Genomic DNA, 26,778 nt, shown 5'->3' with positions numbered 1-26,778 from the left:
GTCCCTTTCCAGAGGAGAGCCGCACAGGATGGTGTTCACTTCCTGAACGGCCCTCATGGCTTAATTTAGAACGTGAGTTAAGACCTGGAAGAAAGTCGCGTCAAGGGATCGCGCAGGGGTATCTTGCAGGTCGGGCAGGCCGGAAGGAAATCTCATGGCGGGGCGGAACGGGCGGACAGTGCGTGACCTGCGGCGGGGCAATCGCACCGCCGTACTGCAACGGTTGTATTTCGACGGGCCGATGAGCCGCTACGAGCTGGGCCCGGCCACCGGACTGAGTTCCGGATCCATCAGCAACGTGGTCGCCGAACTCGTCGCCGACGGACTCGTCGAGGAGGCGGGCAGCGTCGACTCCGACGGCGGCCGTCCGCGCACCCTGCTGCGCGTCGCGCCCGGCAGCGGCCACATGATCGGTGTCGATGTCGGCGAAACCCGTGTCCGCGTCGAGCTGTTCGACCTGACACTCACCGAACTCGCCCGCACCGAACGGCCGTTGGAGCGCCAGGGATACGAGGCCGACCGGCCGTCGAAGATCCCGGAGTACGACGTCGATGTCATCGTCGGCCACATCCGCGACGGCATCGCCGAGGTCCTCGCCGAGACGGGCATCGCCCCGGAGCGGCTCCTCGGTGTCGGCATCGGCGTCCCCGGCATCGTCGCCCGCACCAAGGAGCTCGGCGCGGTGGTGCACGGCCAGACGATCGGCTGGGACGCCGTACCGCTCGAGTCCCTGCTCCGCTCCACCTGCGAACTCCCCGACACCGTCCCGTACTTCGCGGACAACGGCGCCCGGACCCTCGGCCAGGCCGAGATGTGGTTCGGCGCCGGTCGCGGTGCCCGCAACGCGGTCGTCGTCCTCTTCGGCTCCGGCGTCGGTGCCTGCCTCGTCACGGAGGAGGTGGAGAACGGCCGGTCCGTGGAATGGGGGCATCTGACCGTACGGGTCAGGGGGCGCCGCTGTCGCTGCGGCGCCCTGGGCTGCCTGGAGGCGTACGCGGGGGCGGAGGCGCTCTTGGACCGCTGGCGCGAGGTAGGCGGACGTCCCCCGGAGGGCACCGACGAGGAGACCGCGCTCACCGCGATGCTCGCCGCGGCCTACCCCGCCGACGACGTCGAGCCCGACCCGGTGGCGCTCGCCGTCCTGGAGGAGACCGCCGAGTACCTGGGCGCGGGCCTCTCCGACCTGATCAACCTCTTCCAGCCCGAGCGGATCCTCATCGGCGGCTGGGCGGGCCTCCAGCTCGGCACCCGCTTCCTGCCCGCCGTACGCCGGTACGCAGCCTCGTACGCCCTGCGCTATCCCGCCGAGCGCGTCTCCATCGACCTCGGCAAGCTCGGCCCGGACGCCGTCACGGTCGGCGCCGCGATCCTGCCCCTGGCCGACTTCTTCGCACGGGGCGGGCGGCGCGCCGAACCAGCGAGCCAAGGCCCGTCTCCGGCCTGGCGCACGGCCTTGGAGGAGCGGGCGCCGCACTGAGGGGCGGGGGACCGGGTTTTCGGGCGGTCGGCGTGACGATGGAGGGGCGGGTGTCCTGGTGCTCCGGCGGTCCACACGAGGGTGGAGGGGCAGACGCCCTTGTCGCCGGTCGGCATGACGTCCGAGGTAATCGACCCGTCGCCCCGCACTCCGGAACCATGAAGAGCGTACCCACTCGCCCCGTCACCGGATTCCGGGAGGATTCCCATGCCGTACTTCGAGAGCCCCGTCGATGGCACCGGGCTGCACTTCGTCGACTACGGGCCCGCCACCGGTCCGGTGGTCGTGTTCGTCAACAGCTCCTACGTCGGGACGGCGATGTGGGAGTTTCAGATGCTCCCGCTCGCCGAGGAGGGATACCGGTGCGTCGGCTTCGACCGGCGCGGCCACGGCCGGTCCGACGACGTGTGGGGCGGGTTCGACCTCGACAGCCTGGCCGACGACGTCGACGGGCTGCTGCGCCACCTCGACCTGTGGGAGGTCACGCTGGTCGGGCACTCCATAGGGACCGCGGAAGTGGTGCGCTGCCTGACCCGGCACGGCGTCGAGCGGGTGGCGAGGGTGGCGCTCGTCGCGGGCATGGTGCCGGGGGCCGCCCGGTCCGCGGACCATCCCGGCGGCGTCGACCCGGCCGTCATCGAGGCCGGCAACGCGGCCTTCCGTCGCGACCGGGCCGCCTTCTTCGCGGACGGGGCCCACGCGTTCTTCGCCCTCGATCTCCCCGGGAACGAACTCTCCCCGGCCTACGTACAGTCCATGATTGACCGCTGCCACGGCTCGACCGCGCGTGCCGGGACGGCCCTGGGAGACCTCGGCGTCACCCTGAACGTCGCCCCAGAGCTGTCGAAGCTCGACCTGCCCGTCCTCGTCGTGCACGGTACGCATGACACGTCCGCACCGTTGGAGCTGACCGGCCGTCGGGCGGCGGAGCTGCTGCCCGACAGCACCCTCAAGGTCTACGAGAACGCGGGCCACGGCCTGTTTGCGACGCACGCCGAGCAACTGATCGCGGATCTAAGGGAGTTCATGGCCCTCGGCTGACGTCCCGCGAAGGTCACGCGAACGCGTTCACCCCGGTCAGCTCCGCCGACAGCGCCCACAGGCGCGCGGCCTGCTCGGGGTCGATCGCGTAGTCCCGTACGCCGACGCGCTCGCCGTCGGTGGGAGTGGGCTCGGCGATGTCGCAGTCCTCGCAGTACACACCGCCCAGGTCGGCCAGCTGTGGTGAGGTCGCGGCCCATACCTGGGTCGCCGCGCCCTGCTCGGGCGACTTGAAGCCGGCCGGGTTCAGCGGCTTGCCGTCCTCGTCGATCCAACCGCGCTCCACCATCTCCTCCTTGGCGAGGTGCCGCTGGAGCGGCGTCAGGATGCCGCCGGGGTGGAGGGCGAAGGCCCGTACGCCGGCGTCCCGGCCGAGCCGGTCGAGGTGGACGGCGAAGAGGACGTTCGCCGTCTTCGCCTGCCCGTACGCCTCCCACTTGTCGTACCCGTCGCGCCAGTGCACGTCGTCCCAGCGGATCCCCGAGTTGTGGTGTCCGGCCGAGGACACGGAGACGACCCGTGCCCCGCCCGGCTCGATCGCCGGCCAGAGCCGGTTGACGAGCGCGTAGTGGCCGAGATGGTTGGTGGCGAACTGGGCCTCCCAGCCGGGCCCGACGCGGGTCTCCGGGCAGGCCATGATCCCGGCGTTGTCGATGACGATGTCGACGGTGCGGCCCGAGGCGAGGAACCGCTCGGCGAAGGCACGGACACTGTCCAGGTCGCCGAGGTCGAGTTCGTCCACCTCGACCCCGTCGATGCCGTCGACCGCTTCCCGGGCGACGTCCACCCGTCGCGCCGGGACGACAATGCGGGCACCCGCCTTGGCGAGCGCGCGCGTCGTCTCCAGGCCGAGCCCCGAGTACCCGCCCGTGACGATCGCGAGCTTCCCGGAGAGGTCGATGCCCTGGAGGACCTCGTCGGCGGTGCTGTGGGCGCCGAACCCCGAGCCGATCTTGTGCTGTGCAGTGGTCATACCGCGACGCTACGAATTGGAGAGCACTCGAAGTCAAGCGGACACGGCGGGCCACCCTTGCACAGGGGCAATGGAAAGGCCCCGACCGGACGGGGGAATCTCGGTCGGGGCCGTCTGTGGTGGGCACGGATGGCGGTCGCCTCTCGGCGAAACGTTCCACAGGGCTTCAGCCGAACGATCGTCCCTGTGGGCAAAAGGTGAGGCCCGGGGACACTGTCCCATCCGCACCCACGATTGGTTTAACGGGAAACTACCGGTGGCTGTTCCTCGTGGACCAGGGCATGCGCCGTGATGTGCGTCACGGGGAGTCGCCTGCCACGCGTGACGGCGTCTCCCCGTCCCGGGCCCAGGCCAGCAGCTCGTCCGCGGTCCAGGTGGTGATCACGCGCTCGGCGGGCACCCCGCACTCCTCGGCCCGCTCGCACCCGTGGATCTGCCAGTCGAGCTGACCGGGCGCATGCGCGTCGGTGTCCAACGAGAACAGCACCCCGGCGTCGACCGCCCGGTGCAGCAGCCGGCGCGGCGGGTCGAGCCGCTCCGGGCGGCTGTTGATCTCCACTGCCGTACCGGATTCCGCGCAGGCCGCGAAGACCGCGTCCGCGTCGAACTCCGACTCGGGACGGCGGCGGCCGGTGAGCAGGCGGCCCGTGCAGTGCCCGAGCACGTCCGAGAGCGGATTGCGGACCGCGGCGACCATGCGGCGGGTCATCGACCGCGCGTCCATGCGCAGCTTGGAGTGCACCGACACCACCACGACGTCGAGCCGGTCGAGCAGTTCCGGTTCCTGGTCGAGTGATCCGTCGTCGAGGATGTCGCACTCGATGCCGGTGAGCAGCCGGAAGGGGGCCCAATGACGGTTGAGCTCCGCCACCACCGTCAGCTGCTCACGCAGCCGCTCGGGGGACAGGCCGCGTGCCACGGTCAGTCGCGGAGAGTGGTCCGTGAGCACCGCCCAGTCGTGCCCGAGGCTTGCCGCGGTCCGGCCCATCAGCTCGATCGGGCTCCCGCCGTCCGACCAGTCGGAGTGCAGATGGCAGTCGCCGCGCAGCAGCGCCCGTAGCCGTTCGCCGCCAAGGGCGAGCGGCCCCCCGGCCTCCTGCTCCAGCTTCTCCAGATAGGCGGGCACGTGACCGCTCAGCCCCTCGCGGACGACCTGCGCCGTCTTCGGCCCGATGCCCTTCAGCGACTCCAGGGTGCCGGCGGCCACGCGCTCCTCGACCTCGCCGTCGGGCAGCGCGGCCAGTACGGTCTGCGCGGTACGGAAGGCTCGTACGCGGTATGTGGGGGCCTGGGTCCGCTCCAGCAGGAACGCGATCCGGTCCAGGGCCTCGACGGGATCCATCGGCACCTCCTCCCACCAGCCTTGCCCAGCCGCCGTCGGCCCGCACGGCAGGTGCCTTCCGCCTCCGCCCGCCCTCCCCGGCCGCACCGGGGCCGCCGGCGCGGCCGGGGTCGAATCGCGCCTCCGCTGACCCAGGGAAATCGCTCTACGCTCTAGTCATGACCGAAATTGCGAGCCCGTACATCTCCAACCCGCGGATCATGGTGCTCCGGGTACAGCCGGGCACGCCGCCGTTCCGCATCATGGAGATCGACGGTGAAATGGTCGGTGAGGCGAGGGCGATCATCGACGTCCTGACGACTGCCGCTGCGTACGGCATCACGGTCCACGACCTCGACGATCCGGATGTGGTTCGCTGGGTGGGCGGAGACAAGCTCACCTGGACGCTGCACTAGGAGACGTTGAACCAGAAGGCGCCGCAGGAGACGACGCCGCATGGGAGCGCGCGGACCCCGGGTTTTGCGCCGGTGTGAGCTGTCTTGGGGGGAATGACCCCACACCCCAGGAAAGATCACCAATCGGTGGGAACCGCGCATGGGCCCGCTTCCGCGAGGGCACGGTTGATCTTGCCGGGTGAGCAGGATCCGCCCCGGCATCCTCTTTCCTCCTCGGGAGTCGTCATGTTCCGTGGCTTCGCCGTGCCCGTATCCCTCCTCGCCGCGGCCGCTCTCCTCGCCGCCGTACCCGCGAGCGCGGCCCCCGCCGCCGCACCGGCCTCCTCCGCCGCACGGGTCCCATCCGCCACACCGGCCCCCGCCGCGTCGCGGGCCGGAGACGTCTGCTTCTGGACCGCCGCGGGACAGCACGGCTCGTCGTGGTGCTACACACCACCCGGCTATACGGACGTCCCGGACTTCCTCCATGACAAGGCCGCCTCCTTCCGGTCCGACGCCGACACCGCCGTGTACGCCATCGACTGGGCCCGCGGCACCTGCTACCACCGGCTGATCCGGGCGCACGACCTGGCCGACAACTGGCCCTGGGGCGCCCGCCTCGACGGCGTCGCCGACACCGCGATGGGCTGCGAGGTCGGCTGACCCGTGCGACTCCTTCGCGCCTTGTGTGCCGCCGCGCTGGCGGTGCTGGCGCTGGCAGGGTGCGCCACGACACCGGCGCACCGGGCACCCGAGCTGCCCAGGACCGAGCGCGACCGCGACGATCTCATCGACACCGCCCAGCAGGCGCTTGTCGACCGCTGCCTGGCACGGCAGGGACTGACCCTGAAACACACCTCGGACGCGGCGGACCGCCGACTGCAGGGTGCCCTCTTCGGCCGTGGCCGCCCCGAGCTCTCCGTCACCCTCGCCACCGGTTACACCGTCACCGCCCACACGGACGGCTGCCTCGCTGCCGCGCAGCGCGAGTTGTACGGCGACCAGCGGCTCTGGTTCCGTACCCGGGTCGTGGTGAACAACCTGCGCGTCGAGGCCAGGCAGCGCATGAAACACGACCCCGACTACCGCGCCGCGACCGTCCGTTGGACCCGCTGCGTCACCCCGGCGCACGGGCACCGGCCCAGTCGCCCCGACCCCGTCGTGTCCGCGCGCTGCGCCCGTGAGAGCGGCCTCGCCCGGCTGCGCAGGCAGCTGGAGCCGGCCCTGCTGGCCCGGGTCCGCGCCGAGCGGCACGGACAACTGACCACCTACCGGCAGCTGCGCACCCGCGCACTGCACCGCGCGGCGGCCCTGTACGCCGAGCGGACCGTCCAGGTAACCCGGAAGAAAGGCAGTACCTCCTCATGATCACCAAGCGTCTCGCTCTCTCCGCCGCCGCGGCCCTGCTCGCTCTCACCGGTGGCCTGGCTCTGGCCACACCGTCCGGCGCGGCCGACTGCCCCAGCGGCCACTTCTGCGTCTGGGAGAACGCCAACTTCGACGGCCAGCGGGCCAACTGGTCGGGGGACGACGGCTGGTGGGAGAGCTGGATCGCCGACACCGACTCCTCCTGGGCCAATCACGGTATCTCCGGACCGGGCGTGAAGGACCACGTGAAGGTCTACGAGGACGCCTGGCAGGGCGGCGACATGACGATCTGTCTCGCACCGGGCGAGGAGGTGGGTTACAACGCCGTGGCGAACGACCGTGGCGACTCGCACACCTGGTCCACCGGCTGTTGACCCGCCTGACGGGTTGACCTGCCTGACCTGCCGACCGGCCGACACACCGGCCGGCCGACGCCGTTCGCCCGCGGTGGGGCCGCGGGCGGACGGTCATGCCCTGCGCGGCGGCTCAGCCCTCCGGAGCCTCGCCCTTGCTGCGCCGAGCTTTCGGAGCCTCGCCCTTGCTCCGGCGGGCTTTTGGAGCCTCGCCCTCGCTCTGCCCGGCTTTCGGAGCCTTGCCCTTGCCGGGACGGCTTTGCGGAGTCCCGCCCTTGCCCCGGCGACGGTTGCGGGGATGCACCGCCCTGCCCAGCCGCCGCCCCAGCAGCAGATAACCCACCAGCGCCCCACTGGTGTTCAGGATGACGTCGTCGATGTCGAAGGCGCGCCCGGTGATCAGCGCCCCCTGGACCAGCTCGACCAGCAGCATCACCGCCGCCGTGAGCAGCAGCACGCGCAGGATCCCCCGGGCCCTCGGCACCAGCACCGGCAGCAGCAGCCCGAAGGGCACACCCAGCAGGACATTCCCGCCGATCTGCTTCACGGCGTCGCGCAGTTCCGGCTGGTCGAGATAGGCCTCCAGGGAACGCCCGGGGTGGAGATTGGTGTGGATCAGCGCCTTCGACGCCGGGGACGGCTCCAGCGTCAGCCGGGCCAGCGCGACGGCGAACGCCACCATGGCCACGAAGGCCAGCAGCATGATCAGCAGCCGCACGGGCAGCGGGAGTGCCTTGCGCCCCGCCGGGGGCGCCGATGGGTGCCGACCGGATTTCGCGGTGCGGGTGGAGCGCGGGGTGCCCGAGCGTAACGCCGTACGCGCCATTCGATCCTCCCGGTTTCAACTGCCCTTCACGTAAAGGCGGTTACCCGCAAAGAGGGATTCGATGCCGGGCGCCTTCGCGTATCGCCGTCGGGAGGGGGCGCGACGGTGCCTGGATGGCGCAGCGGATATTTCTCATGAGCACTGTCGACACGTTCGAGCTGATCGTGGGGGTCGCGCAGAACCTCTCCACCTCGCCGGCCTGCCCTGTCCTGCTGCTCCTCGCCCTGTGCGCGGCCACCGGCCCTTCCAGAAGGAGGGTCCGGGATGGACCGGAACCGGGGCATGCCAGGATGATGTTCTGACAGTCACTCACCGCGGTACATCCCACGGCGAGATGCGAGTCCAGGACGGAGCCAGGCAGCATGACCTCCCCGAGCAGCGGCGCCCACTCAATAAAGATCGACACGACCAAGCCCCACCCCGCCCGGATGTACGACTACTTCCTCGGCGGGAAGGACAACTACGAGGTCGATCAGCAGGCGGCCGAGCAGTTCATGAAGGTGGCTCCGGAGGTGCGGGCCGGCGTCCGTGCCAACCGGCGTTTCATGGAGCGCGCCGTCCGACACGTCGTCGAGGAAGGCGGCATCCGGCAGATCCTCGACGTGGGCACGGGCCTGCCCACTGCGCCCAACGTGCACCAGATCGCGCAGGCAATCGCCCCCGAGACCCGCGTCGCCTACGTCGACAACGATCCGATCGTGAGCGCCCACTCGATGGCCCTCCTGGAGGACACCGACACGACCGTCGTCCTGGCCGACCTGCGTGACCCCCGTGCCGTCCTCGACCATCCCGAGGTGCGCAAGGTCATCGACTTCGACCAGCCGGTGGCTCTGCTGCTGGCGGCCATCGTGCACTTCATCACCGACGCGGAGGACCCGGACGGCGTCCTGGCCACTCTCCGCGACGCGCTGCCCACCGGTTCCTACCTCATCCTGTCGCACGCGACGGGCGACATCCACGAGGATCGGCGTGAGGACGCGGCGGCCGTCTACAACAGCGCCACCGCCACCCTGAACCTCCGGCCCCACGCCCGAGTCCTGGACTTCTTCGGCGACTTCACCCTGGTCGAGCCCGGCCTGGTCAAGGTCCCGGACTGGCGCCCGGACGAGCCCGCGAAGCGTGACGCCCCGCCGATCGGCATCTACGGCGGAGTGGCCCGCAAGAACGGCTGACCAGCCAACAGCCCTGTTGGCCTAGTGTCCCGTCGGCACCCGGCACCGCGAGCGTCCCGCCGGATGCGCAGTGCCGGGTTCTGTACGGGGCGGCCATCTCACGCTCACCGGCCGACGATCGGCGAGCGATGGCCATGCCGGAGGCGACGCGTCGCGAGGCACCGGTTCGGCCTTATGGGCGACTCGAGGGCGAAGGGCTCAGTCGCTCTGTTCTCGGGTGCCTCGGCCGGTTATGGCCAGCCACTCCGGGGCCGGTTCGGCGTCGTCGTATGCGTCATGCCAGTTCCACCATTCGTACGGTGGGGTTTGGGGCCAGCCTTCGGGCGAGTCCTCCCATGTCTCCTGCCGCCCGAGCGCGGTCATGTCGAGGTAGCTCCAGGTGCTGCCCAATGCCTCATCGCCACGGACGTTGATGAAGTAGGTCCGGAACACGCTGTCGCCATCGCGGATGAACGCGTTCGTGCCGTGCCACTCGTCCACACCGAAGTCGTTGTCGAAATCGTCGGTGATCGTGTACCAGGGAATCGTCCAGCCCATCCGCGCCTTCACACGGTCGATGTCCGGCTGCGGCGCGCGCGAGACGAAGACGAGTGTGGTGTCGCGGGCGTTCAAGTGGGCAAGGTGGCCGACGTGGTCAGCCACCATGGAACAGCCGCGGCAAGCGTGGTCGGGCCAGCCGAACACGCCGGGTTCGTGGAAGGCGCGGTAGACGATCAGCTGGCGGCGCCCCTCGAACAGGTCGAGCAGACTTGCCTTGCCCTTGGGCCCGTCGAACGCGTACTTCTTCTCCACCGCCAGCCACGGCATCCGGCGACGCTTGGCGGCCAGTGCGTCACGAGCGCGGGTCAGCTCCTTCTCTTCCACGAGGAGCTGCTCGCGCGCGGCCTCCCACTCCTGCGGCGAGACGATCGGGGCTGTCTTCATGGCGACATTCACCTTCCAGTTCGGTCTGAGCTCGTGCGCCAGGCAGGGAGGGGTGAGCTGGGCGCCGCTCAGCAGCACCCCCTGCGTCCAGGGTCGGACGCCACCGACACGGGCGCACGCCGACCCCGAAAGTATTCGGTCTTCACCGGCGGTTGCCCGGGGAGCGTGGGAGCGCTTCCATGAGCACCATGTCCATGTCCATGTCATCCACCAGAAGACCGCTCCGACCCGCACTCGGCGCGCTGCTCACCGCGCTGGTGTCCTTACTCGCCGCGGTGCTGCTCACCGCACCCGAGGCCTCGGCCGCACCCGCGGCGCCCGTCCGGGTGTCCGCCGCGCCCGCCGAGACCGCGCCCGCCGGGACCGCATCCGCGAAGACCTCCGCCGCGGCCCTCACCGAGGTGACGAACTTCGGCACCAATCCCAGCAACCTCCAGATGTACCTGTACGTGCCGGACAGTGTCACCGCGCACCCGGCGGTCCTGGTGGCCGTGCACTATTGCACGGGCTCCGGTCCGGCGATGTACTCCGGCACCGAGTACGCCTCACTGGCCGACCGCTACGGCTTCATCGTCGTCTACCCCTCGGTCACCCGAGCCAGCAAGTGCTTCGACGTCTCCTCGCCCCAGGCCCTGAGCCGTGGCGGCGGCAGCGACCCGGTCGGCATCAAGTCCATGGTCGACTGGGTCACCCGCACCTACGGCGCGGACACGTCCAGGATCTTCGCCACCGGCATCTCCTCCGGCGCGATGATGACCAACGTCCTGCTGGGCGACTATCCCGACGTGTTCGCGGCGGGCGCCGCGTTCGCCGGGGTGCCGTTCGGCTGCTTCGCCACCACCGACGGTTCCGAGTGGAACAGCGCCTGCGCGAACGGCACCGTGACGCACACCCCGCAGGAGTGGGGGAACCTGGTCCGCGCCGCCTACCCCGGCTACACGGGGCCCCGTCCGCGCATGCAGTTGTGGCACGGCACCGAGGACGCCACCTTGAGGTACCCCAACTTCGGGGAAGAGATCAAGCAGTGGACGAACGTCCTCGGGGTGAGCCAGACACCGGCCGCCACGGACTCGCCGCAGTCAGGGTGGACCCGCACCCGCTATGGCGCTACCGGTGACCAGGCTCCGCTCGAGGCCATCAGCCTGCGGGGCGTCGGCCACAACCTGGTGACCGGCGGCATGGCGGCCCGTGTCCTCACCTTCTTCGGCCTGGACAGCACCGGCCCCGCGCCGCAACCCCAGCCGGGCGGCTGCCGGGTGGCGGTCACCACCAGCGCCTGGAACACGGGCCTGACCGCCTCCGTGACCCTCACCAACACCGGCACCACCTCCGTCAACGGCTGGCAGCTGAGCTTCACCCTCCCCTCGGGCCAGACCATCACCAACGGCTGGGGCGCCACCTACGCGCCGGCCACCGGCACCGTGACCGCGACCAATGCCGCGTACAACGGCACGATCGCCCCGGGCGCCGCCGTGACCATCGGCTATCAGGCCGTCCACAGCGGCAACTCCGGGACTCCTGCCGCCTTCACCCTCAACGGCACGGCCTGCGCCGTCACCTGACCGCCCGCCACCGGGCGGCCGTTCAGGCGCGGTAGGTGACGGTCACCTCCTTGAAGCCCAGGGAGCGCAGCAGACCGTCGAGCATGCTGGTGGTGTTCTTCTCGGCCCGTTCGGTGAGTTCGCTGTCCTTGGCGGCCGCGCCGATGTGTTTCGACGCGAGTTGTTGCACGGCGCGCTCGCCGTTCGGGTTGTCGGAGAAGAAGTCGCCGAGCCGGTCCAGCAGACCGCGTTGTTTGGAGACGGCGTAGGAGCGGTCGGGGTCGAGCGCGGGCTTGCCGAGGGCCGCGTGCGGCAGTCGGAGGGTGGCTGAGGTGCGGTCGGCGTTGACGGTCACGTCCTTCTCGGCGAGCCCGCCGAGGTTGACGTACGCGTCGACCGTGCCGGCCCCCACGTACAGCGTGCGGGTGCCGCGGATCGCGTCGGGCAGGAACTTGGCGTCCTTCTCCAGGTCCACCACCACCTGGAAGTTGCCGGAAGCGGCGTTGTAACGGCTCATGTCCTGGATCGATTTGAGGAGGGCGGGTCCGGAGCGGTCGTTGGTCTCGGTGCCGAACAGGTCGCGCAGCCCGGGCAGAACGGCCAGCCGCAGCCCGGCGAACAGCAGCACGAGCACCAGCGCGACAGCACTGATCACCTTGGCCCACCCGGGCATGCGTTTGATGGACGTCGTCATGTCGACGGTCCTCCTTCCTGCTAACCGGATGCCCCTCAAATCCCTTGGTAGGCCGCTCTGTTGGCGGATTCGGTAGCCCGGGTGGGAGTGCGGGTGGGAGCGCGTCCACCCCGGCGGTACGGATGGCCCGCGCTCCCACCGCAGTTCGCCGTACGCCAAGGGAGCACCGCGTCCGCCTCGCCTACGGCATCTGCCGGACTACACGCGGTGGTCGCCCGACGGGCGCGACCACCAGACCCCTTCTCCGTGGGTGAGCCCCGGCAGTCGCAGCTCGATGTCCCGCACCCGCCGGGTCGGCAGTTCTCCGGTGACCAGCCAGGCGGTACGGCCGCCGGTCGTCTCCTCGAACCGCGTCCCGAGGGCGGCGAGGAGCGCCGTGACCGGGGCCAGTGCGTCGAGCGGGAGCTCCACCTCGAACGCGTGGTACGGCTCGTACACCCGCGTCCCTGCCCGCTCCAGCGCGCGCCGCAGGACGATCGGGGTGAGACCGCGGAAGTCGGCGGCCGTGCTGAGCGGCGCGGCGAATCCGGAGCGGACGAGCGTGGCCCGGTAGTCCGTCACCGGCCGGCCGTGCGGACCGGTCAGCAGGGTCGCGTGGACCGTGTCCTCGATCGCCTGGTGGAAGGCGCGGGGGAGGGCGCCGAGTTCGGTCTCGTAGGTGAAGACTCCGCCCGAGCCGCGTGGTCCCGGCTCGATGCGCAGTCCGATCGTGGCCCAGAACCCGCTGTGTCCGTGCCGTTGGATCTCCTCGTACGCCTCACCGGTGCCGGCCGGCCGTTCCAGGAATCGCACCCGGCTCGGTTCGAAGTCCGCCTCGATGCCGAAGTCCTGGGCGAGCGTGGCCGCCACCACCTCCTTCTGGACCTCGCCGTAGAGGAGCAGCGCGGTGCCGCCGGACGCGGCGGGCCGGGCGTGCAGCAGCGGGTCCTGGTCGGCCAGGGCGAGCAGGGCAGAGCGCAGCGGAGCGGCCTGGTCGGGGCGCCTGGCCCGGACCAGGGTCTCCAGCGTCGGAGCCGCGAACTGCGGTGCCCGGTCGGTGACTTCACCGAGACGGTCACCGACCCGGATGCCGCCGACGCCGCGGACCGCGGCGATGTTGCCCGCGGTGAGCGTGCCCGCCCCCGGTCGCCCGACGACGTCCAGTTCCCTCGCTCGGCCGGGCACTTGGGTGGTGCGGCCGTCGGCCTCGCGACGCCGGAAGGTGAGTCGCTGACGATGTGTCACTTCGCCGTCGTACAACCGCAGATACGCGGTGCGCTCACCGCCGGGGCCGGGCCGCACGGCGAAGACCGTGCCCCGTGGCTCCGCGGAGTCCGGAGCCTTCGGGGGTGGAACGAGCCGGACCAGCCCCTCGACGAGTTCGGCCACTCCCTGCCCGCCGAGGGCGGACCCGAAGTAGACGGGGTGGAGGGAGCCGTCGGCGGTGTGCGCGGCGAGCGCGGCGGCCAGCTCCTCCGGGGTCGGCGCGGGCCCGTCCACCACCCCGGCGAGCACGTCGGCGTCGACCTCGGCGAGGGTGCCGGCCGCCGCCTCGTCCAGCGGACGCGGCACGACCCGGGCGTACGCGGTGCCGATGTCACGCACGCCGGTGAGCGGGACGACGTACGGCGTGAGGCGGCGCCGGACCTCGTCGAGGAGAGCCTCGTCCCGTGCCCCCGCACGGTCGATCTTGTTGATGAAAATGAGCGTGGGCAGCCGGAGCCGTCGCAGGGTCTTCATCAGGACGCGCGTCTGCGCCTGGACGCCCTCGACGGCGGACAGGAGCAGCACCGCGCCGTCCAGAACCTCCAGGGCGCGCTCCACCTCGGCGATGAAGTCCGCGTGCCCCGGGGTGTCGAGCAGGTTGATCTGGACGTCCCCGACGGTGAAGGCGGCGACGGCCGAGCGGATGGTGATCCCGCGTTGTCGCTCGATCTGTCCGTCGTCCGTGCGGGTGTCACCGGCGTCGACGCTGCCGAGCCGGTCGAGGGAGCCGCCGTCGAACAGCAGCCGCTCGGTGAGGCTGGTCTTACCCGCGTCGACGTGGGCCAGAATTCCGATGTTCAGGGTGTGCATAGGTGGTCGAGTCCTCGAGAACAGTCGTCCGGTGGGGGCGCTGAGAAGTTCCGAGGAATCGGCGCATGTCGTTCTCCCGTGGGTGAGGGGCGCTGGCGATGCCATGATGCCGCACCCCCGGTGACCATCCGCAACCGAGTTTCCCCCGGTGGGAGTACCCGGTGAGGTCCCAGTAGCATGAGGCACGCACCCCGGGACGATCATGCCAACCGGCGACGCATCCCGGTTCGATCATGCGAGGAGCGGTCGTGCGTGACATCGCCGTGTTCAGCGGTAGTGCCCATCCCGAACTGGCCGCCGAGGTTTGCGCGCATCTCGGTGTGCCCCTCAGCCCGACCCGGGTCAGCCGGTTCGCCAACGACTGCCTGGAGGTGCAGCTCCAGGCGAATTGCCGGGAGCGCGATGTCTTTCTCGTACAGCCGCTGGTCACCCCGGTCCAGGAGCATCTCGTCGAACTGCTGATGATGTGCGACGCGGCGCGGGGCGCGTCCGCGGGTCGGATCACGGTGGTCATGCCGCACTACTCGTACGCCCGTTCGGACAAGAAGGACATGCCGCGGATCTCCATGGGCGGGCGGCTGGTGGCGGACCTGCTGGTGGCGGCCGGGGCGAGCCGTGTCCTGGCGATGACGCTGCACTCCCCGCAGGTCCACGGGTTCTTCTCGGTGCCGGTCGACCACCTGCACGCCCTGCGGGAGCTGGCGGTGCACTTCCGCGGCTACGACCTGTCGCGTACGACGGTGGTGTCGCCGGACCTGGGCAACGCCAAGGAGGCCGCCGCCTTCGCACGGCTGATCGGCGCCCAGGTGGCGGCCGGCGCCAAGCAGCGGTTCGCCGACGACCGGGTGAGCATCAGCTCCGTGATCGGTGATGTCACCGGGCGCGATGTCATCGTGCTGGACGACGAGATCGCCAAGGGCAGCACGGTCCTCGAACTTCTGCAGCGACTGCGGGAGTTGGGGCCTCGCTCGATCCGGGTCGCCTGCACGCACGGGCTGTTCGCGGCGGGGGCGCTCAAGCGACTCAGCGACCAGGAGGACGTGTTGGAGATCGTGTGCACCAACACGGTTCCGGTCCCGGTCGAGGAGCACACCGAGAAGCTGCGGATCCTGTCCATCGCTCCGGCGCTCGCGGAGGCCGTGCGGCGCATTCACAACGGCGAGTCCGTCAGCGCCCTGTTCGACGCGCCCCGGGGCGAATAGACATGATCGCGCGGCCGTTGCGCACGGTCGCGTCCTGCACCAGGTCCTCCCCCGCGCACCCGATGACGAGGGCCCGGCCCCGACAGCACCGGTGCCCGGCCGTCAGATGTCGTCGGATGCGGGGGTGAGCAACCGGGGATCGATGTCGGTCACGCAGTCCGTGTAGTCCAGCAGGACGGCCGCCGACATCAGCCGGTCGTACTCGTCCTGCCGCAGCGCGAGCCGGAACGAGTTGACCGTGTTGATGAGGTAGTCGATCGCGATGTCCGACTCGTCGTTCGCGACAAGGTTGCGCACCGAATCGAGGGCCGGCACGGTTTCTCCTCGAGCTGCGGCTCGTTGCTTCAGAGTGTCGACCACCGTGCGGATGATGTCGTCCGCGGAACTGTTCATGAGCTGTTCGGTTCCTCAGTGTCTGGCGAATCAGAACGAGCCCGACGTGGCCTCGGGCTGCCCCAGCGCCTCGTCCAGGGATGCCGAGGGTGGCAGGAGGTGCGCCAGGCCGGTCACCTTCAGGACGCGCAGCGTCACCGGGTCGGTGCAGACGAGGTGCACGCGCCCGCCCCGGTCGAGGACCCGGCGCCTGGCCCGGTACAGCAGGCGCAGCCCCGAGCAGTCGAAGAACTCGGCCGGCCGCAGGTCGATCACGACCTGCGGCCTCGGGTGCCCCGTGGCGGAATCCAGATACGGGGTGATCTCCAGCGCCGCGAGGATGTCGATCTCCCCGTGGAACTCCAGCACGGTGTGACCCCGCATCCGGTGGATGTGCAGATGCCGGGTGAGCGGTGCGGGGCCGTGTGTCACGACGACATCGCCTCCAACCGTTCCCTGCTCTGCAAACTACCCTCGTTAGAGCGAATTTCAGCATGTTCGATTGACATATGTCTTCGATTTGGGCGGCGAGTCGTCCCGAGAAACGAATACGCGGGTTACGACAACGCGTGCCACGCCCGGGAAAGCGCCTGGCGGAACTGGTCGGTCTGGTGCGCCGTGAGGTCCCGGACCATGCGTTCCTCCAGCTCCCGCACCGCCTCCGCGAACCGCCCGAGCAGTTCGCGCCCCTCGTCGGTCAGCAGGATCAGCAACTCGCGCCGGTTGCGGGGATTGCGCTCGCGGCGCACAAGGCCGCGGTTCTCCAGTGACCGCACCAGGTCGGCCATGGACTGGGCGGTCACGAACGAGTCGCGCGCGAGCTGTGCCGCCGAGAGTCCGTCGTGCCGCTCCAGCACCGTGAGCGAGGTGTACTGCAACGCGGTGATCCCCGCCGGTTTCACCAATTCGTCGAGGTGGGAGCGTACGACGAGCTCCACCTGCTTGACCATGTAGAGCAGGGACGGAGGTGCTTTCGTTGCCTTGGTGCCGACCATGGGATCAGCCTAAGGCATTGACAGGAAACCTGTCTGTAATGAGACTGTGAACCAACAGGAATCCTGTTGGTTGAAACCTTGGCGATCAAGGGCGTCAGGCATCAAGCGTCACATCAGGCATCAAGCGTCAGACATCAGGCGTCAAGCAAGGCATCAGGCATCAAGGCTGAGGAGTGGGCAATGACGACCACCTTCGAGAGCGGGCCCGGGCGGCTGTTCATCGGCGGACAGTGGCGCGAGGCGGCCGACGGAGCGCGCACGGACGTGATCGATCCGTCCACCGGCCAAGTGGTCACGACCGTCGCGGAGGCGGGCCCGGCCGACGTCGACGCCGCCGTGCGCGCCGCGCGGGAGGCCTTTGATCACGGTCCCTGGGCCAGGATGAGCGGCCGCGAGCGCGGCCGGGTGCTGCATCGCGTCTCCGAGCTGATCCGCGCGAACGCCGACGAACTCGCCGCCCTGGAGAGCCTCGACGTCGGCAAGCCCCTCGCGCTGTGCCGCCCCGTCGACGTCATGACCGCGGCCGACGAGTACGAGTACTGCGCCGCGCTCGCCCAGACCCTGGACGGTGCCACCCGCGACACCCCTCTCAACGCCTTCGCCTACACACGCCGCGGACCGCTCGGCGTCGTCGCCGCGATCACCCCCTTCAACTTCCCGCTGATCCTGTCCAGTTCGAAGCTCGCCCCGGCGCTCGCGGCCGGCAACACCGTGGTCCACAAGCCCGCCGACGAGACCCCGCTGAGCGCCCTGTACATGGCCCGGCTGCTCCAGGACGCCGGTGTCCCGGACGGCGTCGTCAACGTCGTCACCGGCAGTGGCCCCGTCGCGGGCGAGGCGCTGCTGCGCAACCCCGGGATCGACAAGCTCGCCTTCACCGGGTCGACCGCGGTCGGCCGGCACGCCGCGAGCGTCGCGGGCGAGGCGCTCAAGCCCGTCACCATGGAGCTGGGCGGTAACGCGGCCCACCTCGTCTTCGAGGACGCGGACCTGGAGAAGGCGGTCGGCGCGGTCATCAAGGGCTTCGTCTTCAACTCCGGGCAGTTCTGTATGGGCGGCCCACGGCTGCTGGTGGCGCGCTCGGTGTACAGCACACTGCTGGGTATCCTCGCCGACGCCGTCCCCGGCGTTCCGGTGGGCGACCCCCGGGCCCCTGAGACGGTCGTCGGCCCGATGGCGGGGGAGAAGCACCTCCGGAAGGTCGAGGAGTATGTCGACCTGGCCCGCAAGGAAGGCGCCCGCGTCGTCTGCGGCGGCGAGCGACTCGACCTGAACGGCGGCTACTACTACCAGCCCACGGTGATCGCCGACCTGTCCGACGACTCCCGCGTCATCCAGGAGGAGATCTTCGGCCCCGTCCTCACGGTCCAGCCCTTCGACTCCGAGGACGAGGCCGTCGAACTGGCCAACTCCACCCCGTACGGCCTGGCTTCGGGCATCCAGACCGGCAATCTCGCCCGCGCCCACCGCGTCGCCGACCGGCTCCAGGCGGGCATCGTCTGGATCAACGACTGGGCGATGCTCGACCCCGCGGTTCCCTTCGGCGGGGTCAAGGACTCCGGCTTCGGCCGCGAGTACGGGCCCGAGGCGCTCGCCGCCTACACCAAGGTCAAGTCCGTCGTCGTCTCGCTCGACTGAGCCGCTCACCATGGGAGTTCGTACGATGTCCGTCACCACTCGCGCGGCCGTGGTCGAGTCCGGGGGAGCGCCGTTCACGCTCACCGACGTGGAACTCGATGAGCCCGGCCCCGGCGAAGCCCTCGTCCGTATGGTGGCGACCGGTCTGTGCCACACCGACCTCGGTGTGGCGAGCGGCGGTCTGCCCTTCCCGCTGCCCGGCGTCCTCGGCCACGAGGGAGCGGGAGTCGTCGAGGCCGTCGGCCCGAATGTCACCGGCGTCGCCCCCGGTGACCACGTCGTCCTGTCCTTCACCTCCTGCGGCGGCTGCCACAACTGCCGTGACGGGCACCCCGCCTACTGCGCCACCTGGCTGCCGCTGAACCTCATCGGCGGCCGCCGCGCCGACGGCACCAGCACCGTCAGCCGCGACGGAACGCCGCTCGGCGGCCACTTCTTCGGGCAGTCGTCCTTCGCGGAACGGGCATTGGTCGACCAGCGCAGCCTCGTCAAGGTCGACCGGGACGTGCCGCTGGAGTCCATCGCCCCGCTCGGCTGCGGGGTGCAGACCGGAGTCGGCGCCGTCTGGAACGTACTGAAGCCGTGCCTCGGCAGCACCGTCGTCGTGCTCGGCGCCGGAGCCGTCGGCCTGTCCGCGGTGATGGCCGCCGCCCTCACCCCCGCGACGCGGATCGTCGCGGTCGACAAGGTGGGCGAACGCCTCTCGCTCGCCAAGGAGTTGGGCGCCACCCACACCGTGAACGCCGGCGAGGCCGACATCGTGGCGGCGCTCGCCGGGATCACCGGCGGCCAGGGCGCCGACGGCGTCGTGGAGACCACGGGCAGTGTCGCCGTGCTGCGCATGGGCGTCGACGCGCTCGCCGCCCGCGGCACCCTGGTCGTGGTCGGTGCCCCGCCGTTCGGCACCGAAGTCGCCCTGGACGTCAACGGATTGATCCCCGGCAAGCGGATCGAGGGCCTCACCCTCGGCGACAGCGAGACCCAGACCTTCATCCCCGCCCTGGTCCAGTTGGTCAAGGAGGGACGGCTCCCACTGCACCGCCTGATCAGCCACTACCCGTTCGCGGACATCGAGCAGGCGGTGCGGGACATGGGCGCGGGCAAGGCGATCAAGCCCGTGCTCACGTTCTAGTCCACACCTTCTGGTCCACACGTTCTAGTCGACGACCAGGACCAGCTTCCCCGTCGTCCGGCCGGTGTCGCCGAGCGCGTGCGCCTTGGCAGCATCGGCCAGCGGGAAGGTCGCGGCGATCGTGGGGCGCAGCTTGCCCGCCTCAACGAGGTCCGCGATCGCCTTCATGCCGGTGTGGGAGGCGTCGACGAGCATCCTGATCGCCCGTACGCCGAGTCGCTCGGCCTCCTCGTAGAGCTCGTCGGAGCCGACCGGCAGGATCGAGACCACGATTCCGCCAGGCTTCAGCACGCGCAGCGAGCGCAGGGTGGTCTCGCCGCCGATGGTGTCCAGGACGACGTCTACGTCCCGCACGGCCTCGGCGAAGTCGGTCTCCCGGTAGTCGATCGCCTCGTCCACGCCGATCCCGCGCAGGAAGTCGTGCTTGCCCGCGCTCGCCGTGCCGATCACATAGGCACCCCGCGCCTTGGCGATCTGCACGGCCACGTGCCCGACCCCGCCGGCCGCCGCGTGGATCAGTACCCGCTGCCCCGGCCGCAGGTCGGCCATCTCGACCAGGGCCTGCCACGAGGTCAGCGAGACCAGCGGAAGCGCGCCGGCCTGCGTGTGGTCGATCCCGGCCGGCTTGTGCGCGAAGGTGCGGGCCGGGGCGGTGACGTACTCGGCGTGCGAACCGTGTCCGAAGGGGTAGGACAGCATGCCGAAGACCTCGTCCCCGGGCTGGAAGCGGGCGACGCCGATCCCCGTCGCCTCGACCACGCCGGAGACGTCCCAGCCGAGGGTGAAGGGCGGCTCGCCGAGGAATCCGCCGGTGGCGCGGTGCTTCCAGTCGGTCGGGTTGACCCCGGCGGCGCGCACGCGGACCAGTACCTCGTTCGTCCGCGGTGTGGGGCGCTCCACCTGTACTTCCTTGAGGACCTCGGGACCGCCGAGGACGTCCTGGCTGATGGCTCGCATGGTGTTCATCGCGTTCACAGTGCTCATGGTGTCCCAGCCTGCCGAAGTTCGCCCGACAAGAAAATGGCACGATTGCCAATGTTCGATAGGATCGTGCCATGCGGCATGTGGAGCGGGTCGTGGTCCTGGCGCTCGACGGCGTCTACCCCTTCGAGCTGGGCATCCCCAGCCGGATCTTCGACGCGGCGGACGGTCGGTACGAGGTGCTGACCTGCACGGTCGACGGGCGGCCGGTGCGCAGTAACGCGGACTTCTCGGTCACCGTCGAGCACGGCCCCGAGGTGCTGCGCACGGCCGACACGGTGGTGATCGCGCCCATCACTCCGGCGAACGTCACCGCGGAGCTCCCCGAGGAGATCACCGCAGCGCTCGCGCTCATCCGGCCCGGTACCCGGATCGTCTCCATCTGCACGGGCGCGTTCGTCCTGGCGGCGGCCGGTCTCCTGGAAGGGCGGCGGGCGACCACGCACTGGCAGCTGGCCGATCAGTTCCGGCGGATGTTCCCGCACGTGGCGCTGGACCCGGACGTGCTCTTCGTCGACGACGGCACGATCCTGACGTCCGCCGGTGCCGCCTCCGGTGTCGATGTCTGTCTGCACATCGTCCGCGAGGACCACGGCAGCGAACTGGCGAACAAGGTGGCCCGGCGCTGTGTGGTGCCCCCCTGGCGAGACGGCGGCCAGGCCCAGTACATCGAACAGCCCGTGCCCGAACCTTCGGCGACGAGCACGACCGCGACCCGGGCATGGGCCCTCGAACGCCTGGGCGACCCACTGACACTGACCGATCTCGCGGGGAACGCCCGGATGAGCCTACGTACCTTCGCCCGCCGTTTCCAGGACGAAGTGGGCATGAGTCCCGGGCGCTGGCTCATTCAGCAACGTGTCGCCCGGGCCCGTCATCTGCTGGAGTCCAGCGACCTCTCGGTGGACCAGATCGCCGGCGAGGTCGGCTTCGCGACCGGCACCTCGCTCCGGCAGCACCTGCACACGGCGATCGGCGTCTCGCCGCAGGCGTACCGGCGTACGTTCCAGGCCGCCCGCTGAGGCGCGTTCGCCGCCGAACGATCAACGCCACTCCGGCGTCGTAGGAGGGACGCGGCGTTCGGAGAACAGGGGTGGGAATGCGCAAGGGGATCGTGGCGACGATGGTTCTGCTCGGCCTGACGGTGCTGGGATGCGACGACGGGATCCGCGAGGATCTCGTGATCACCGGCACGCCCCCGGCCACGCCGTACGCCGGGCCGCTGGACGTGCCGTTCACGGAGAGCGCCGACGGCAGTCCACGGGAATTCGAGGAGAGTTCGGGCGCGGCCGGCCGGGCGCTGGAGTGCGACGGCGGGATCTACTCGGGCGACGGAGGTGATGGGTGGGGCGAGAGCGACGGCGGTGCGACGCCGGAGGAAGGCCTGAACGCGTACTTCGACATGTATCAGCCCGAACTGCCCGACCACGGCTACCGGGTGGAGCGCAAGGGAGAGGGCCGGATCCTGTTCTCGTACGACGTCGACGGCCGGACCAAGGTTGCCGTCGTCGTGGCCAAGGACCAGCCCGAACGCCCCGGTTGGGGCCCGGAGACCAGCGCCTCCTGCGACCCGGCCGAACTCCCGGCGAGCTTCACCGACACCAAGCACGAGATCTGGACCGACCGGGACGGCCGTCGTGTGCCCACCACGACGGTGAGCAGCTCGACGGGGCCGGAGCACTGCGGCTGGGAGAACGTGCACTTCCTTGACCTGGGCGAGGGCAAGAGCGCCAGGCAGTACGCCCGCGACCCGCACGAGGCACTCGGGACGGAGCTGCTCACCTCCGCGTACGACGGGGACGTGCCCATGCCCGCCGACGCGCGTGACACCGGATACCGCTTCGAGGACTGGGCGCTCTGGCTGACGGACGACGAGGAGACGGCGTACGTACGCACCTCCGACGGGGTGGAGGCGTGGCCCGCCACAAGGGACTACGTGGCCTGCCAGTGAGGGCTCACCGGCTGCTGTGCAGGGCGACCAGCAACTGCCAGACCTGGTGCGCCACTTCCTCGGGGCCGCCCTCGAGCAGACCGTGCAGCCAGTCGGCGAGGACCCCGGCGAAGGTGGCGGCGACGGCGGAGGCGACCAGCGGGGCGTCCGGAGCGCCCACGAGGGTGCGCTCGGCCAGGCTGCGGGCGCGCAGATCCCGGTGCAGGACATGGCCGAGCGGGCCGCCCCCGCCCGGGGTCAGCAGCGCGCGGTAGAGGGCGGCGTTCGGGGCGAGGTCGGCGAAGAACGTGAGCAGGGCATCGGGCGCGGACACCGGGTCGGGTCGGCCGCGCCACGCGTGCAGCGCGTCCACTGCTTCTCGTACGACATCGGCGCAGGCGTCGACGGCCAGTGCCTCCAGGTCGGCGTAGTGCACATAGAACGTGGCCCGGCCCACCCCGGCCCGCCGCACCAGCGCGGCGACGCCGACCTCTTCCAGCGGGCGCTCGGCGCACTCCGCCAGGAGTGCCTGCCGCAGCTTCTCCCGGGTGCGGGCGGCCCGCGGTTCCTCCGGCGTCACCGCGCGGCGAGGACTGCGGCGAGGGCGAGCGCGCCGGGCAGCGCCTGCGCGAACAGGATGCGGCGATTCGCGGTGACCGCGCCGTACACCCCGGCGACCACGACGCACACCAGGAAGAACACCTGCACGCGAAAGCCGGTCGGATCCGCGGCGATCAGTCCCCACACCAGGCCGGCGGCCAGGAACCCGTTGTAGAGCCCCTGGTTGGCGGCCATCGGCGCGGTCGCGCGGGCCATCTCCGAGTCGAACCCGTGCAGCCCACGCCCCGGCTTCTTCTCCCACAGGAACATCTCCATCACCAGGATGTACGCGTGCAGTGCGGCCACCAGGCCCACCAGCACGTTCGCGACCGTATCCATCGTCAGCAAACTCCTCGTCGACTTCCGCGTTCTCTGCCGCGTTCTCATCCGCACTTCCTGGACGGATGTCCACTATAGCTGGACGTCTGTCCAGGAAATCACGGAGTGCCTTCGGTTGCCCCGCGCGCCCCCGGGGTAGTGACGCAGCGGTTTCCGTTGCTGGAGGGGGAGTTGACGTGTCGGGCAGCCTGGCGCCGGGTGGGTGGAGCGGGAGTGAGCGGGGGATGTGGGCCGCCTTCCGCGTGGGGGAGTGGTACGCGGACGGGGGCGAGGTCCGGGCCTCGGTCGTCCGTCGGCTGCTGCACGCGCCGCCGCCTGCGGAGCCGGGTCACCTGCCGCGGCTGAGGCTCAGGGACGTGACGATCACCGGGCGGCTCGACCTGGCCGAGGCGGTCGTCGCGGGAACCCTGCGGCTGCGCAACTGCCGTTTCGAGCAGGCCCCCTGTCTCGACGGCGCCTCCCTGGGCGCCCTGGAGCTGCGCGACTGCGTGCTGCCCGGCCTCTCCGCGGTCGGCGTCACGATCGGGCGGCAGTGCGAGATCACCGGGTGCCGGGTGGGAGGGCCGATGGATCTGTACGGCGCCTCGATCGGCGGCACCCTGCACCTGGAGAACAGCCACCTGACCGGGCACGGCCACCGCCGCGGCGAAGGCGCGCTGCAACTGCTGTGCGCCACCGTCGGCGGAGACATCCAAGCCGGTTCGGGACTCCGCGTCCACGGCTGCACCGACCTGCGGGACACCTCCGTACGCGGCAGCGTCGTCCTCAAACGCGCCGAGCTGCGCAACCCGTCGGGGCCGGCACTCAAGGCCAACCGGCTGCACATAGGAGGGGACTTGAACTGCCGGGGCGGGCTCGTCGCCGAAGGCACCGTCGATCTGTGCGACGCGAGGGTGGGCGGTGGCGCCCTCTTCGAGGAGGCGTCGCTCACCGCCGAGGACGGGCAGCCCGCCCTGCGCGCCCACGGCATAGACGTCGGCGCGGAGTTCAACCTCTGCGACGGCTTCACCGCACGCGGCCGGCTCTCCATGAGCAGCATCACCGTGCGCAGCCGGTTCTGCTTCAAGGACGGACTCATCGAGGCACCGGCCGGACAGCCGGCCCTCCTCAGCCGCCGCTCCACCGCCTCCGAACTCGACATACGCTTTCGTGAGCCCGTACACGGCACCGTCGACCTCAGCCACGCCCGCGTGACCGTCCTGAGCGGCACCCCGGAGCGCTGGCCCACGGCGCTGCGCATGGAGGGCGTGGTGTACGACAGCCTGCTGCCCCAACTCCCGGCCCCGCAACGGCTTCCGCTGCTCGCCCGCGACCCCGAGGGATTCACCCCGCAGCCGTACGAGCAACTGGCGGCCGCGTACCGGCTGCATGGCCACGACGGCGACGCCCGCACCGTCCTGCTCGCCAAACAACGGCGGCTGCGCACCACACTGCCGTGGCCCGGTCGCGTGTGGAGCCACCTCCAGGACATCACCGTCGGCTACGGCTACCGGCCGATGCGTGCCGTGTGGTGGCTGTGCGCGATCATGCTCAGCGGGATCCTCCTGTTCACCCGCTGGCCCCCGCAACCGGTCGACCCCGGCAAGCCGCCCCGCTTCCAGGCGGCCATCTACACCTTCGACCTGGTGCTGCCGCTCGTCGACTTCGGGCAGGAGCAGGCGTTCAGTCCGCGCGGCGGGCTCCAGTGGGCGGCCGTGGTCCTGGTCTGCCTGGGCTGGCTGCTCGCGACGACGGCCGCCGCGGGCGCCAACCGCACGCTCCGCCGAGCGTGACCGTCATCGGCGCCCGGCGCCCGGCGCCCGCAGCGCCGAGCGCCGGGGAGGCTCCTCGCCGCTACGCCGTACGTGGGTGCGGGGTCATCGACAGCTTGTCCGGCTTGACCGTGACGATGGCCTGCGGGCGCGGGGGAGCCGAAGTGAGGGTCAGACGCCAGCGCTGGAGGACGGTGGCGAGGATGATGAGGAGTTCGGTCCAGGCGAACTCCTCGCCGATGCACTTGCGGCGGCCGTCGCCGAAGGCGAGGAACGAGGAGCGGTTGAGGTCCTTGGCCCGCTCGGACTCCCAGCGGTCCGGGTCGAAGGCGGCGGGGTCGGCGTAGACCTCGGGGTCGTGCTGGTGGACGTACGGGCTGTAGACGACGTCCGCGCCCTCGGGTATCGGATACCCGTCGAGTGTCACCGGGCGCGTGGTGGTACGGGTGACCAGCCACGCGGGGCCGTACATGCGCATGGTCTCCTTCAGGACACTGCGCATGTAGGGGAGGGAGGGCAGATCCTCCTGTGTGAGCGGACGGTCGCCGCAGGCCGTGGAGAGTTCCTCGTGCAGGCGTTGCTCGATCCGCGGGTTCCGACTGATCTCGTACAGGGCCCAGGCGAGCGTGGTGCCCGTCGTCTCGATGGCACCGGTGAGGAGCGTGATCGCCTCGTCCTGCAGCTGCTGGTGGGAGAGGGGGCCCGTCTCCGGGTCGTCGGCGGTGAGAAGGGTGGAGAAGAGCCCACCGCCGGGCGCCTGCTCGGAGGTTCGGCCGACGCCGTTGTGCGCCGGGCAGCCCGCCGGCGGTGCGGCGGCGACCGGTGCGGCGACCGCCAACTGTGCGCGATGGTGGTCGATGGCCTGGTCGATGAGGGCCCGCAACCGGGCCACGTGCCGCTCGTGCGCCCGGTTCGCCGGCAACGGAAGCTTGGTCACCCAGCCCGGCAGGATGGTCTGCCGGATCGTGCCGCGCATGATCGTCGGCATGAGGCTCGTGAACTCCTCCTCGACATGGGACGGCAGTCCCGAACCGAAGAGGGCCACGAGGAAGGTCGACAGGGTGAGGTCGTTCATGTCCTCGTACGTCTCGCGTGGGGTCCCAGGCGTCCACGCGGCGGTCGCGGCCCGTACGTGCTCGATCATCACGTCGCCCCGGGTGGCGATGTGCGCCTTGTTGAACATCGGCTGCATCAAGCGCCGGTGTTTCATGTGCAGGTCGCCGTCGGCGATGGTGGCGAGCCCGTCGCCGAAGAACACCCGCAACGCGTCGATGATCTTCCCGCCCTTGGCGAAGGCGTCGACCTCCGTCACCAGAACTCTGCGGGTGACGGAGGGGTCGGTGACGACATAGGCGGAGGTGGGTCCGATCAGGATCCGTACCACGCTGCCCTGGTGGCGCAGCGAGTCCAGGAAGTCCAGGGGGCGGCGGGCGAGTTGGTGTCCATGTCCGATCAAGGGCAGTCGGCCGGGCGCGGTGGGTGCCGCGGTGGAGGAACCCGACAGGGAGCTCATCTGTACGTCTCCTCAAGATCATCACGAGTGGGGCTGAACCTGCCATGCCCTGTCATGCATGCCCCGACGGTTGGATCACGCCGCCATGCGCGTGATGGAGAGACGGTGAAGGGATGTATCGATATGAGCACTCCTGCCGGAGCGTGATCGAATACTCACCGTCAAGCGGAGGGTGGTTGATCCTT

28 protein-coding genes are annotated in these 26,778 nt (G+C 70.4%); 15 read left to right on the top strand and 13 right to left on the bottom strand.

Going from position 1 to position 26,778, the window contains the following annotated elements:
* Nucleotides 1-154: 154 nt before the first annotated feature.
* Complete coding sequence (locus ACX28W_RS04725; protein ID WP_458997470.1) at nucleotides 155-1,477, top strand: ROK family transcriptional regulator; 1,323 nt, start codon at nucleotides 155-157, stop codon at nucleotides 1,475-1,477.
* Nucleotides 1,478-1,684: 207 nt separating this feature from the next.
* Nucleotides 1,685-2,518 carry an alpha/beta fold hydrolase gene (locus ACX28W_RS04720; protein WP_458997469.1) on the top strand — a complete coding sequence of 278 codons (834 nt, stop codon included), beginning with the start codon at nucleotides 1,685-1,687 and terminating at the stop codon, nucleotides 2,516-2,518.
* A gap of 13 nt (nucleotides 2,519-2,531) precedes the next feature.
* On the opposite strand, the gene ACX28W_RS04715 is transcribed toward ACX28W_RS04720, so the two are convergent.
* Together ACX28W_RS04715 and ACX28W_RS04710 are read right to left on the bottom strand one after the other, a co-directional pair.
* Entirely contained in the window at nucleotides 2,532-3,491 is a 960-nt protein-coding gene (locus ACX28W_RS04715) for an SDR family NAD(P)-dependent oxidoreductase (RefSeq protein WP_458997468.1), read from the bottom strand.
* Nucleotides 3,492-3,789: 298 nt separating this feature from the next.
* The gene (locus ACX28W_RS04710) at nucleotides 3,790-4,833 is read right to left on the bottom strand and encodes a PHP domain-containing protein (protein ID WP_458997467.1); all 1,044 of its coding nucleotides are present in this window, start codon (nucleotides 4,831-4,833) and stop codon (nucleotides 3,790-3,792) included.
* Nucleotides 4,834-4,991: 158 nt separating this feature from the next.
* Here ACX28W_RS04710 and ACX28W_RS04705 point away from each other — a divergent pair, with 158 nt between their 5' ends.
* The 4 genes from ACX28W_RS04705 (at nucleotide 4,992) to ACX28W_RS04690 (ending at nucleotide 6,949) form a co-directional block, all read left to right on the top strand.
* Nucleotides 4,992-5,228, top strand: coding sequence for a hypothetical protein (locus tag ACX28W_RS04705; protein WP_458997466.1), 237 nt, complete (start codon nucleotides 4,992-4,994; stop codon nucleotides 5,226-5,228).
* Nucleotides 5,229-5,453: 225 nt separating this feature from the next.
* The gene (locus tag ACX28W_RS04700) at nucleotides 5,454-5,870 is read left to right on the top strand and encodes a hypothetical protein (RefSeq protein ID WP_458997465.1); all 417 of its coding nucleotides are present in this window, start codon (nucleotides 5,454-5,456) and stop codon (nucleotides 5,868-5,870) included.
* A gap of 3 nt (nucleotides 5,871-5,873) precedes the next feature.
* On the top strand, nucleotides 5,874-6,575 hold the full coding sequence (locus tag ACX28W_RS04695) for a hypothetical protein (protein WP_458997464.1): 702 nt from the start codon (nucleotides 5,874-5,876) through the stop codon (nucleotides 6,573-6,575).
* Nucleotides 6,572-6,949, top strand: coding sequence for a peptidase inhibitor family I36 protein (locus ACX28W_RS04690; protein ID WP_458997463.1), 378 nt, complete (start codon nucleotides 6,572-6,574; stop codon nucleotides 6,947-6,949). Before ACX28W_RS04695 ends, ACX28W_RS04690 begins: the two co-directional genes overlap by 4 nt.
* A 112-nt stretch (nucleotides 6,950-7,061) precedes the next feature.
* Here ACX28W_RS04690 and ACX28W_RS04685 read toward each other — a convergent pair whose 3' ends face one another.
* A complete protein-coding gene (locus ACX28W_RS04685) occupies nucleotides 7,062-7,754 on the bottom strand; it encodes a VanZ family protein (RefSeq protein ID WP_458997462.1) in 693 nt (230 codons plus the stop codon).
* Between the two features lie 134 nt (nucleotides 7,755-7,888).
* Here ACX28W_RS04685 and ACX28W_RS04680 point away from each other — a divergent pair, with 134 nt between their 5' ends.
* Complete coding sequence (locus ACX28W_RS04680; protein WP_458997461.1) at nucleotides 7,889-8,056, top strand: hypothetical protein; 168 nt, start codon at nucleotides 7,889-7,891, stop codon at nucleotides 8,054-8,056.
* Nucleotides 8,057-8,116: 60 nt separating this feature from the next.
* Nucleotides 8,117-8,926 carry an SAM-dependent methyltransferase gene (locus tag ACX28W_RS04675; RefSeq protein ID WP_458997460.1) on the top strand — a complete coding sequence of 270 codons (810 nt, stop codon included), beginning with the start codon at nucleotides 8,117-8,119 and terminating at the stop codon, nucleotides 8,924-8,926.
* 198 nt (nucleotides 8,927-9,124) lie between these two features.
* On the opposite strand, the gene ACX28W_RS04670 is transcribed toward ACX28W_RS04675, so the two are convergent.
* Nucleotides 9,125-9,850, bottom strand: coding sequence for a DUF899 domain-containing protein (locus ACX28W_RS04670; protein ID WP_458997459.1), 726 nt, complete (start codon nucleotides 9,848-9,850; stop codon nucleotides 9,125-9,127).
* A gap of 188 nt (nucleotides 9,851-10,038) precedes the next feature.
* Between ACX28W_RS04670 and ACX28W_RS04665 the strand changes: the two genes are divergently transcribed.
* On the top strand, nucleotides 10,039-11,412 hold the full coding sequence (locus tag ACX28W_RS04665) for an extracellular catalytic domain type 1 short-chain-length polyhydroxyalkanoate depolymerase (RefSeq protein ID WP_458997534.1): 1,374 nt from the start codon (nucleotides 10,039-10,041) through the stop codon (nucleotides 11,410-11,412).
* A 22-nt stretch (nucleotides 11,413-11,434) separates the two neighbouring features.
* On the opposite strand, the gene ACX28W_RS04660 is transcribed toward ACX28W_RS04665, so the two are convergent.
* Together ACX28W_RS04660 and otr(A) are read right to left on the bottom strand one after the other, a co-directional pair.
* Nucleotides 11,435-12,085 (bottom strand): DUF4230 domain-containing protein, encoded by a 651-nt coding sequence (locus ACX28W_RS04660; protein WP_458997458.1) that lies wholly within the window; start codon nucleotides 12,083-12,085, stop codon nucleotides 11,435-11,437.
* 198 nt (nucleotides 12,086-12,283) lie between these two features.
* Nucleotides 12,284-14,140 carry a tetracycline resistance ribosomal protection protein Otr(A) gene (gene otr(A) / locus ACX28W_RS04655; protein WP_458997457.1) on the bottom strand — a complete coding sequence of 619 codons (1,857 nt, stop codon included), beginning with the start codon at nucleotides 14,138-14,140 and terminating at the stop codon, nucleotides 12,284-12,286.
* Between the two features lie 248 nt (nucleotides 14,141-14,388).
* On the opposite strand from otr(A), the gene ACX28W_RS04650 reads away from it, so the two are divergent.
* Nucleotides 14,389-15,342 (top strand): ribose-phosphate diphosphokinase, encoded by a 954-nt coding sequence (locus ACX28W_RS04650; RefSeq protein ID WP_458997456.1) that lies wholly within the window; start codon nucleotides 14,389-14,391, stop codon nucleotides 15,340-15,342.
* Between the two features lie 102 nt (nucleotides 15,343-15,444).
* On the opposite strand, the gene ACX28W_RS04645 is transcribed toward ACX28W_RS04650, so the two are convergent.
* From ACX28W_RS04645 to ACX28W_RS04635, 3 genes are all read right to left on the bottom strand, one after another.
* On the bottom strand, nucleotides 15,445-15,735 hold the full coding sequence (locus tag ACX28W_RS04645) for a hypothetical protein (protein ID WP_458997455.1): 291 nt from the start codon (nucleotides 15,733-15,735) through the stop codon (nucleotides 15,445-15,447).
* 30 nt (nucleotides 15,736-15,765) lie between these two features.
* The gene (locus ACX28W_RS04640) at nucleotides 15,766-16,146 is read right to left on the bottom strand and encodes an anti-sigma factor antagonist (protein ID WP_458997454.1); all 381 of its coding nucleotides are present in this window, start codon (nucleotides 16,144-16,146) and stop codon (nucleotides 15,766-15,768) included.
* A 125-nt stretch (nucleotides 16,147-16,271) separates the two neighbouring features.
* Nucleotides 16,272-16,709, bottom strand: a complete 438-nt coding sequence (locus ACX28W_RS04635) for a MarR family winged helix-turn-helix transcriptional regulator (RefSeq protein ID WP_458997453.1) — start codon at nucleotides 16,707-16,709, stop codon at nucleotides 16,272-16,274.
* A gap of 180 nt (nucleotides 16,710-16,889) precedes the next feature.
* On the opposite strand from ACX28W_RS04635, the gene ACX28W_RS04630 reads away from it, so the two are divergent.
* Nucleotides 16,890-18,347 (top strand): aldehyde dehydrogenase family protein, encoded by a 1,458-nt coding sequence (locus ACX28W_RS04630; protein WP_458997452.1) that lies wholly within the window; start codon nucleotides 16,890-16,892, stop codon nucleotides 18,345-18,347.
* Nucleotides 18,348-18,372: 25 nt separating this feature from the next.
* Nucleotides 18,373-19,479, top strand: a complete 1,107-nt coding sequence (locus tag ACX28W_RS04625; RefSeq protein ID WP_458997451.1) for an NAD(P)-dependent alcohol dehydrogenase — start codon at nucleotides 18,373-18,375, stop codon at nucleotides 19,477-19,479.
* Nucleotides 19,480-19,503: 24 nt separating this feature from the next.
* Here ACX28W_RS04625 and ACX28W_RS04620 read toward each other — a convergent pair whose 3' ends face one another.
* Nucleotides 19,504-20,445 carry an NADP-dependent oxidoreductase gene (locus tag ACX28W_RS04620; protein WP_458997533.1) on the bottom strand — a complete coding sequence of 314 codons (942 nt, stop codon included), beginning with the start codon at nucleotides 20,443-20,445 and terminating at the stop codon, nucleotides 19,504-19,506.
* 89 nt (nucleotides 20,446-20,534) lie between these two features.
* Between ACX28W_RS04620 and ACX28W_RS04615 the strand changes: the two genes are divergently transcribed.
* Nucleotides 20,535-21,482, top strand: coding sequence for a GlxA family transcriptional regulator (locus ACX28W_RS04615; protein ID WP_458997450.1), 948 nt, complete (start codon nucleotides 20,535-20,537; stop codon nucleotides 21,480-21,482).
* Between the two features lie 77 nt (nucleotides 21,483-21,559).
* Nucleotides 21,560-22,411, top strand: a complete 852-nt coding sequence (locus ACX28W_RS04610) for a hypothetical protein (protein ID WP_458997449.1) — start codon at nucleotides 21,560-21,562, stop codon at nucleotides 22,409-22,411.
* A gap of 4 nt (nucleotides 22,412-22,415) precedes the next feature.
* Here ACX28W_RS04610 and ACX28W_RS04605 read toward each other — a convergent pair whose 3' ends face one another.
* Nucleotides 22,416-22,970 (bottom strand): TetR/AcrR family transcriptional regulator, encoded by a 555-nt coding sequence (locus ACX28W_RS04605; RefSeq protein ID WP_458997448.1) that lies wholly within the window; start codon nucleotides 22,968-22,970, stop codon nucleotides 22,416-22,418.
* Nucleotides 22,967-23,329: a DUF1304 domain-containing protein gene (locus tag ACX28W_RS04600; protein ID WP_458997447.1), complete on the bottom strand. Its 363-nt coding sequence runs from the start codon at nucleotides 23,327-23,329 to the stop codon at nucleotides 22,967-22,969. The genes ACX28W_RS04605 and ACX28W_RS04600 overlap by 4 nt, the downstream gene beginning before the upstream one ends.
* 176 nt (nucleotides 23,330-23,505) lie before the next feature.
* Between ACX28W_RS04600 and ACX28W_RS04595 the strand changes: the two genes are divergently transcribed.
* Nucleotides 23,506-25,101, top strand: coding sequence for an oxidoreductase (locus ACX28W_RS04595; RefSeq protein WP_458997446.1), 1,596 nt, complete (start codon nucleotides 23,506-23,508; stop codon nucleotides 25,099-25,101).
* A gap of 61 nt (nucleotides 25,102-25,162) precedes the next feature.
* Here ACX28W_RS04595 and ACX28W_RS04590 read toward each other — a convergent pair whose 3' ends face one another.
* Complete coding sequence (locus tag ACX28W_RS04590) at nucleotides 25,163-26,593, bottom strand: cytochrome P450 (protein ID WP_458997445.1); 1,431 nt, start codon at nucleotides 26,591-26,593, stop codon at nucleotides 25,163-25,165.
* Nucleotides 26,594-26,778 lie beyond the last annotated feature (185 nt).

Source organism: Streptomyces sp. SD15, from assembly GCF_054462255.1.
The sequence above is the reverse complement of the archived record's forward strand: the minus strand, read 5'-3'. Positions and strand labels throughout refer to the sequence as shown.